6 protein-coding genes are annotated in these 8261 nt (G+C 44.6%); all 6 read right to left on the bottom strand.

Going from position 1 to position 8261, the window contains the following annotated elements:
* Positions 1–273: 273 nt before the first annotated feature.
* Positions 274–1374, bottom strand: a complete 1101-nt coding sequence (gene spoVE / locus TY49_RS19855) for a stage V sporulation protein E (RefSeq protein WP_041967648.1) — start codon at positions 1372–1374, stop codon at positions 274–276.
* Positions 1375–1475: 101 nt separating this feature from the next.
* A complete protein-coding gene (murD, locus tag TY49_RS19850; RefSeq protein WP_041967647.1) occupies positions 1476–2828 on the bottom strand; it encodes a UDP-N-acetylmuramoyl-L-alanine--D-glutamate ligase in 1353 nt (450 codons plus the stop codon).
* Positions 2829–3803, bottom strand: coding sequence for a phospho-N-acetylmuramoyl-pentapeptide-transferase (gene mraY, locus TY49_RS19845; RefSeq protein WP_041967646.1), 975 nt, complete (start codon positions 3801–3803; stop codon positions 2829–2831).
* A 1-nt stretch (position 3804) separates the two neighbouring features.
* Entirely contained in the window at positions 3805–4254 is a 450-nt protein-coding gene (locus tag TY49_RS19840) for a hypothetical protein (RefSeq protein WP_041967645.1), read from the bottom strand.
* 1 nt (position 4255) lies between these two features.
* Entirely contained in the window at positions 4256–5716 is a 1461-nt protein-coding gene (locus tag TY49_RS19835) for a UDP-N-acetylmuramoyl-L-alanyl-D-glutamate--2,6-diaminopimelate ligase (RefSeq protein ID WP_041967644.1), read from the bottom strand.
* Positions 5717–5935: 219 nt separating this feature from the next.
* Positions 5936–7849, bottom strand: coding sequence for a stage V sporulation protein D (locus tag TY49_RS19830; protein ID WP_041967643.1), 1914 nt, complete (start codon positions 7847–7849; stop codon positions 5936–5938).
* Between the last annotated feature and the right edge of the window lie 412 nt (positions 7850–8261).

The raw sequence follows: 8261 nt of genomic DNA, 5'->3' as shown, positions 1-8261 counted from the left end.
AGGCAAAACTAGACAATTCGAAAAGCGGAGGCGACTGCCCAACTCCGACAAGCGTTGGAGGGCCTGCCAGTGAAGTCGCTCTTTGACTTCATTGGCAGGACCGAAACAAACGTCTCGAGGAGTTAGGAGCCGCAGCTAGACAAGCGACTCGAGGGGCTAGGCGCTGGAGCTGGATTAAGAAAACCATATATAGTTATTCACAACGATATTATTTTATCATTTCCCATATAACAACAAATAAAAGACCCTGCAGCAGGGTCTTTTATTTTACTACTAATATCTCGAATGCCGACTGATATTCAGCAGCACTCCGACAGCCATCAGCATCAGTGTCAGGGATGACCCACCGTAACTCAGGAATGGAAGCGTGATGCCAGTAACAGGCATTAGGCCGGTGACAACACCGATATTGATCATGACCTGGATGGCAATCATTGCAATGATCCCAGTGGCCAGGAATGTTCCGAATAAATCAGGAGCCCCAAGCGCAATCCTTACTCCCCTCCAAAGCAATAAGGAGAATAAAAGAAGAATCAATGAACCGCCAATGAACCCAAGCTCCTCAGCGAGAATCGCGAATATAAAATCTGTTTGGGGTTCAGGCAGATAAAAGAACTTTTGCCTGCTTTGTCCCAGGCCAAGACCGAACAATCCCCCAGGACCGATTGCGTATAGGGATTGGATCATTTGAAACCCACTTCCGAGAGGATCCTGCCATGGGTCTAGAAACGAAGTAATCCGTTTCATCCTGTATGGCGCAGAAATAATCAGTCCCACAAAACCGGCGACGCCCAGCAGACCGAGTCCGACAAAATGGCTAATCCTGGCACCGGCAATAAAGATGATGACTACTGAAGTACCGACCATGACTGTTCCTGTTCCTAAATCAGGCTGAAGCATAATGAGGCCAAATGCCAAAAACACAAGCCCTAAAGAAGGGAAAAGTCCCTTTTTAAATGAAGTGATTGCTTTCTGGTTCTCTGACAGAAATTTCGCGAGGAAGGCAATCATCGCAATCTTTATGAACTCTGATGGCTGAACCGAAAAGGCACCTACTCCTATCCAGCTCCTTGATCCATTCCGCACATTCCCGACTCCAGGAATCAAAACAAGGATCAACAGGACAAAACAAATAATCAAAATGACCTTTGCCCATGTTCTCCATGTCCAATAGTCAATATTCATGATGAAAAACATCGCGATGATCCCGACACCTGCAAACAGCATTTGCCGTTTCGCAAAGAAAAAAGAATCATTAAACTTATAGTCCGCCCAGACAGCACTTGCGCTATAGACCATGATCAAGCCCACTGCCAAAAGCGTAAATGTAACAATCATTAGAAAAATGTCTGGAGTAGATTTTTTCGTTGGCAAAGCAATACACCTCGGCTGTATGATTTAGGGCTCATATACCGCTTCCCATCCAGCCTGCAATGAGGCCAAGCAACCTGAGTCATGTTGTTCAAGACAAGCCCTTACTTAAGCTTATGCACAGCCTCGATAAACATGTCTCCCCTGACCTCAAAAGTTTTGTACTGATCCCAGCTTGCACATGCTGGAGACAGCAGGATGACATCACCGGGTTCTGAATGTTCAAATGCCACGGGAACGGCCTTTTCCACATTATCGGCCCGCAAAATCGTTTTTATTCCTGCATCTTGTCCAGCCTGTCCAACTTTTTCAGCTGTCTCTCCAAAAGTAATCAATGTCTTAACATTTTTTAATGAAGGAACGAGCTCATCAAAAGAATTGCCCCTGTCAAGACCCCCGGCCAGCAAGACGATTGGTGCATCGAAAGCTGCGAGGGCATTTTCAGTAGCTAAAATATTCGTTGCTTTTGAGTCATTATAAAATTTACGTTCATCGATAGTGGCCACATACTGAAGCCTGTGACGAACGCCTGCAAAGGTAGTAAGCACCTTACTGATGGCCTCTTTATCTGCACCTGAAAGCAGCGTCGCCGCTACGGCAGATAGTATATTCTCCAGATTATGCTTGCCCGGCAGGACGATATCATTTGTTTCAATAATTTGCTCTCCGTTAAAGCAAACCCATCCAGCCTTAACATAAGCACCACTTTCAAGCACCTTCCTTGTTGAAAAAGGAACGATTTGCGCTCGGGAATTGCGGGCAATTTCCATGCATTCCTCCTGGTCGGCATTGACAATCAGGAAGTCTTCTTCAGTCTGATTTTGTGTAATCCTAGCCTTTGCACCAATATATTCAGGTCTTGTACCGTGATAATCCAGGTGTGCGTCATACAAATTTGTAATGATGGATATCCGAGGCTTAAACTGGTCGATTCCCATCAATTGAAATGATGACAGTTCAATGACAATCGTATTTTCAGCTGTGGCTTCCTGAGCAACACCTGATGCTACCGTACCGATATTGCCTGCAATCAATGGATGCTTGTTTCCTGCCTCAAGCATTTCGAATATTAACGTCGTAGTAGTTGTTTTTCCGTTAGTTCCTGTAATACCAATCAGCGGTGCCTCTGAAATCTGGTATGCGAGCTCAACCTCTGTAATTACCGGAATTTCTTTTTCAATCGCTTTTAGAATCATAGGATTATAGTACGGAATTCCGGGATTCTTGACGACGAGTTCAAAGCCTTCGTCCATCAATTCGATCGGATGGCTTCCACAAACAACCTTGATTCCCTGCTCAAGCAATCCTTGCGCTTCGGGATTTTCAGAGAGAGGCTTACTATCGTTGACAGTTACAAAAGCCCCTAGTTTATGTAGTAGAGCAGCCGCACTGACTCCACTCTTGGCAAGGCCAAGTACTAGTATCTTTTTATGTTGATATGTTTTGATATCTTTCATCTAGATCCACACCTCAATATAAATTCCAAGGATAGCGAAAAGAAGGCCTACAGTCCAGAACGTGACAACAACACGCCATTCTGACCAGCCAATCAATTCATAGTGGTGGTGAAGTGGACTCATCCTGAAGATTCTTTTCCCCGTAGTTTTAAATGAAATAACCTGAAGGATAACGGATAATGTTTCAATCACAAATATTCCGCCAATGATGATCAGGATAATTTCAAGCTTCGCAAGGATTGCGACAGTTGCAATTGCACCACCAAGAGCGAGGGAACCAGTGTCTCCCATAAACACTTTAGCAGGATGTGCATTAAATACAAGGAATCCTAAAACAGCGCCAACCACCGCGACTGAAAAAATAGAAAGCTCATATTGAGATTGGCTCCAGGCAAGTACAGCGAATGCCCCAAATGCAATCGCAGCTGTTCCGGAAACCAGCCCGTCAAGCCCGTCCGTCAGGTTAACAGCATTCGAAAACCCGACCATCCAGAAAATAATGAACAGCGCATATCCCCATCCCAAATCAAAAGAAATGTCCGTTAACGGGATGCTGATGACTGTTGATAATTCACTTTGCTTGAATATGAAGTAAAAAATAACGGAAATAACAATCTGGCCAAGCAGTTTTTGTTTCGAAGTCAAGCCAAGGTTTCGCTTCATGACAACCTTGATGAAATCATCCATAAAGCCAAGCAAGCCAAATCCTAGAGTAACAAATAACAATAGATACGTTTCCACTGAAGGCTGGGAGAACTTCCCTGTCATGACGAGGGTCGTGATTGTGATGGAGATTAATATCATGACGCCGCCCATAGTCGGTGTACCTGTTTTTTTCTGATGCGATTTCGGCCCTTCTTCTCTGATGCTCTGGCCAAATTTAAGCCTTCTCAAAAAAGGAATAAACACTGGAGAAAGCAGAACAGTGATAAGGAAACCCATCAATATTGTGAAAAAGATAACTTGCTCCAGCATTCTATTCCTCACCTGCCTTATTACGATTGCTGCCGTAACCATTGATGTTTTCGGCCATCACAGCTATATCATATGTTTCATCAGCTTCATTAAGAAGTGCTTTGTTCAGGAAAATGAATTTAGTTCTTTCGTTGACGTCTTCGTGTTGTATTAAGTAATCATAGTATGAGTTCATAATTTTCTCTAAGCCTTTCAAATTATCTTGTGTGTATAAAATCGGGAAGTGGTTTGGCGCGTATGCCGGCACCTGCTCGCCTTCAGGCCAGACAGCTGCCACAGCACCATTTGAAATCGCATCCTGTAAAGTTCCGGAATCATTCGATACCGGTACAAATAGCCCTTTAGGCTGTTTAGCACCAGCCAGACTGCTTACAGTATGAAAGTGGATATTCTCATCCCTTATTCCAGTTGCTCTTGAAAATAGACTTGAAACATCCTGGTATGTCAGCATATTACCTCTCCTCTATCGCCTCGCGTGCCACAATTCGGTCATCAAAGTCGAATGTTCTGTCACCTATTTGCTGGTATGTTTCATGGCCCTTCCCAGCAATCAAGATTACATCCCCAGACTTCGCATTTTTTATGGCGTGCTGGATAGCTTCCTTCCTGTCAATAATCGAAGTATAAACTTCGCCCTTTACTCCTTCTTCCATATCCTTGATGATTACTGCCGGATCTTCGCTGCGCGGGTTATCCGATGTGAAGACGGCATCTGTAGAATATTCACAAGCGATTTTCGCCATAAGCGGACGCTTAGTTCGATCCCGGTCGCCTCCACAGCCAACTACACAGTAAACCCTTTTCTGCGCAAATTGCTGTATTGTTTTCAGGACGTTTTCAAGACTGTCAGGGGTATGGGCATAGTCAACGATCACAGAGAAATCCTGTCCTGCATCGACTACTTCAAACCTTCCCGAAACTCCTTTAACACCTTCAACAGATGCGATAATAGCCTCTAAAGGTACGCCAGAAACGAGGGCAGCTCCGATGCTCGCAAGTACATTATAAATGCTGAACTTTCCGATCAACTGGATGTTTACCTTTTTTACACCAAACGGGCTGACCAAATCAAATGATGTTCCGCTGGCTGTCATTGCAATGTTGATTGCCTGCAGGTCAGCATGGTTGTCAATCCCATAAGTTAAGATATGGGCTGTTGTCAGCATAGCAAACTCATCACTTGCCGGATCGTCTGAATTCAGGACTGCAAATTTCGGTTTCTCATGGTTAAAGGCATTTCCAAGCTGTGAAAACAAAAGTCCCTTTGCTTTTCTGTATTCCTCCATTGTCTTATGGTAGTCCAGATGGTCCTGAGTCAGGTTCGTGAAAACAGCTACATTGTAATCCGTACCATGGACACGGCCATAAACAAGCGCATGCGAAGATACCTCCATTACCGCTGTATCAACTTGTTCGTCGACCATTTTCTTGAACGTCTTTTGAAGGGTCAGGCTCTCCGGTGTTGTATTCTTCACTTCAAAAATTTGCTCGCCAATCTTTGTGTACATCGTTCCAATCAAGCCGGTTTTCTGGTCAGCATCCTTGAAAATCTGTTCAATAATATGGCTGGTCGTAGTCTTTCCGTTCGTACCAGTGATCCCAACCAGATGAAGCTTATGGCTAGGCTGGCCGAAAAACGCATCAGCAAGCACAGCCATTGCACGCACCGTATCCTTCACAACAATTACCGGGACATTCACAGGCAGTTCTCGTTCGGCCAGAACGGCTGCAGCTCCATTTTTCACGGCTGATCCAGCAAAATCATGACCATCAACTGTATAACCTTTTATGCATATGAATAAACTTCCAGGAGTCACTCTGCGGTTATCATTTTCAATTGAAGTAATTTCGGGATTTTCTCCCTTGTAATCCACGAACGGGTGCAAGTATCCAATCAATTCGTGTAATTTCATAAATATCAAATCCTCTCAAACAACATGGCGACTCTTATTTTACATGATTAGGCTGAAATTAGCCATTGTTGAGACGAAAAGAACAAGCCCTTTTTATACGAGTTAGACTGGGGCTGCTCCTCAACAAGCGAAATATCCAAGTATCCTAAAGCAGGCGGCGGATGATTATCCTGCCGCCGCCTGCTCACCATGAGTTTATGTTTTAATTATCGCTCTTAATTAATCATTCATATAAACCCTAATGGTTGATCCTTCCTTAATTTTCACACCTGGTGAAGGAAGCTGTTTCACAACTTTCTCCCCATCACCTGCAATATCAAGCTTGAAATTGATAAGTTGTTGCCTTAGCTCCTGCTTGGATAAACCGATCAGGTCAGGCACCTCCACCATAGGTGTGTCCATCCATGTCAATTCTTTTTCAATCTGGTCCTTCCGTGGAGGAACCTCCATAGCGCGCAGGCTGTCTTCCATAATATCACCAACGATAGGGGCTGCCACTACCCCACCAAACTGTACTGTACCTTTCGGGTTATCAACCGCTACATAAATAACGATTTGAGGATCATCCGCAGGTGCAAAACCTATGAATGAAACGATATGGTTATTTTCGAGGTAGCGGCCATCCTTTGCCTTCTGGGCAGTACCAGTTTTGCCGCCAACTCTGTAAGAGTCTACATAAGCATTTTTACCTGAACCCTTCGCTACGACACTTTCAAGCGCATGCCTTATCTCTTTTGAAGTCTCTTCAGAGATTACTCTTCTTTTGGCCTGCGGGGATTTCTTCATGACAACCTCCCCTGTAACAGGGTCAATCAACTCTTTAGCAATATAAGGTGTATAAAGTATTCCACCATTTACTGCTGCTGAAACCGCAGCGACTTGCTGGATTGGTGTGACGGAAACACCCTGCCCAAAAGCTGTTGTTGCCTGCTCGATCGGACCGACTCTGTCCAGATTGAACAAAATTCCTTTGCCTTCCCCTTGAAGGTCAATGCCAGTTTTCTCGCCAAATCCAAAATCCTTCACATATTTAAACAGTTTTTCTTTCCCTAACCTATCCCCAAGCTCAACGAATCCAGGGTTGCACGAATTCTCGACAACTTCAAGGAACGTCTGGCTACCATGGCCGCCCTTTTTCCAGCAGCGTATTCTCGCTCCAGCCACTTCTACTGAACCTGAATCATGGAAGTGATCTTTTTCAAGGTCGACCTTTCCTTCCTGAAGGGCTGCCGCCAGGGTCAAGATTTTAAAAGTGGATCCTGGCTCATATGTGCTCCATATCGGCAAGTTACGATTATAGACTTCTGGTGCTACATTGCGGAAGTTAGCCGGATCAAAGTCAGGCCTGCTCGACATTGCGAGAATTTCCCCGTTATTCGGATTCATTGCAATTGCAATGATACCATCCGGATTGTATTTCGCCTGAGCAATATCTAGCTCCCTCTCAACAATGGTCTGTACCCTGCTGTCGATCGTCAGCTTTAAATCAAGTCCATCCACCGGCGGTTCATAATCATCCGCCATATTGTTCATTCGCTGCTGTTTTGCATCTGCATAAAACTGAACCGAGCCTTTTTGGCCTTTTAATTCTTTATCATAATAGAGCTCCAGTCCCATCAACCCCTGGTTGTCAATCCCTGCGAATCCAAGCACATGTGACAAATAACTACCATAGGGATAATGACGCTTTGAATCCTCACCGATGTAAACACCTTTGATATCGAGCGCCCTGATTTCCTTCGCTTTCTCGTGAGAAATCTTTCTGCCCTCTGGAATTCTCTCAATCATCGCTTTTTTAGTAATATGTTGATAGGCCTTCTCTTTAGACATATTCAAAGCCTTCGCCAATATTTCCGCAGCAGCTTCGGGATCCTCCACCTGGCGTGGCACCACGTATACAGTCGGTGCACTAATATTCGTTGCAAGCGCCACTCCATTCCTATCCGTTATTTCCCCGCGCTGAGGTTCAAATGGGACGTTCCTGCTCCAAGAATCCTTTGCCTTCCCTGTCAAAAAATCTCCCAGCATAAATTGCACATAGCCAAGTCGGACATCTATGATGAAAAACACTAAAATTCCAACCACCAGAACGAGAGCCAGCCTCTTTCTGACCGTCACATTTGATACACGCATATATTGAACGAACCTCCCTCTATAGTTGTTCCAATAGTAAACTAAGATACTCTCAGACACTCGTTCAAATATATGCTTGTACGAATTCGAATATAACAAGAAGTAGAGACAAGCTTGGGTTTGTTTAGAACCTGAGCCTAGAATGCTTCGGACAATTCCTGAGGGATACTAGTGGATTTTGGCTGAACCTGAGGCAACTTCAGGCAAAAGGAAGAGCTCCGACTCTGGTTTTGTCCGAACCTGGTGCTGCTTCAGACAAAAGGAAGAGCTCCGATTCTGGTTTTGTCCGAACCTGGTGCTGCTTCAGACAAAAGAAAGAGCTCCGACTCTGGTTTTGTCCGAACCTAGTCCAACTTCAGACAAAAGGAAGAGCTCCGATTCTGATTTTGTCCGAACATAGGGCTACTTCAGT

Source organism: Mesobacillus selenatarsenatis SF-1, from assembly GCF_000813125.1.
Lineage (GTDB): Bacteria > Bacillota > Bacilli > Bacillales > Cytobacillaceae > Mesobacillus > Mesobacillus selenatarsenatis.
This window is presented reverse-complemented; position numbering and strand designations above follow the sequence as displayed.

What these genes read in the sequence shown, in the direction of transcription:
- mraY (WP_041967646.1), bottom strand. Translation starts at nt 3,803, where the DNA reads ATGCTGGAGCAAGTTATCTTTTTCACAATATTGATGGGTTTCCTTATC.
- TY49_RS19835 (WP_041967644.1), bottom strand. Translation starts at nt 5,716, where the DNA reads ATGAAATTACACGAATTGATTGGATACTTGCACCCGTTCGTGGATTAC.
- murD (WP_041967647.1), bottom strand. Translation starts at nt 2,828, where the DNA reads ATGAAAGATATCAAAACATATCAACATAAAAAGATACTAGTACTTGGC.
- TY49_RS19830 (WP_041967643.1), bottom strand. Translation starts at nt 7,849, where the DNA reads ATGCGTGTATCAAATGTGACGGTCAGAAAGAGGCTGGCTCTCGTTCTG.
- TY49_RS19840 (WP_041967645.1), bottom strand. Translation starts at nt 4,254, where the DNA reads ATGCTGACATACCAGGATGTTTCAAGTCTATTTTCAAGAGCAACTGGA.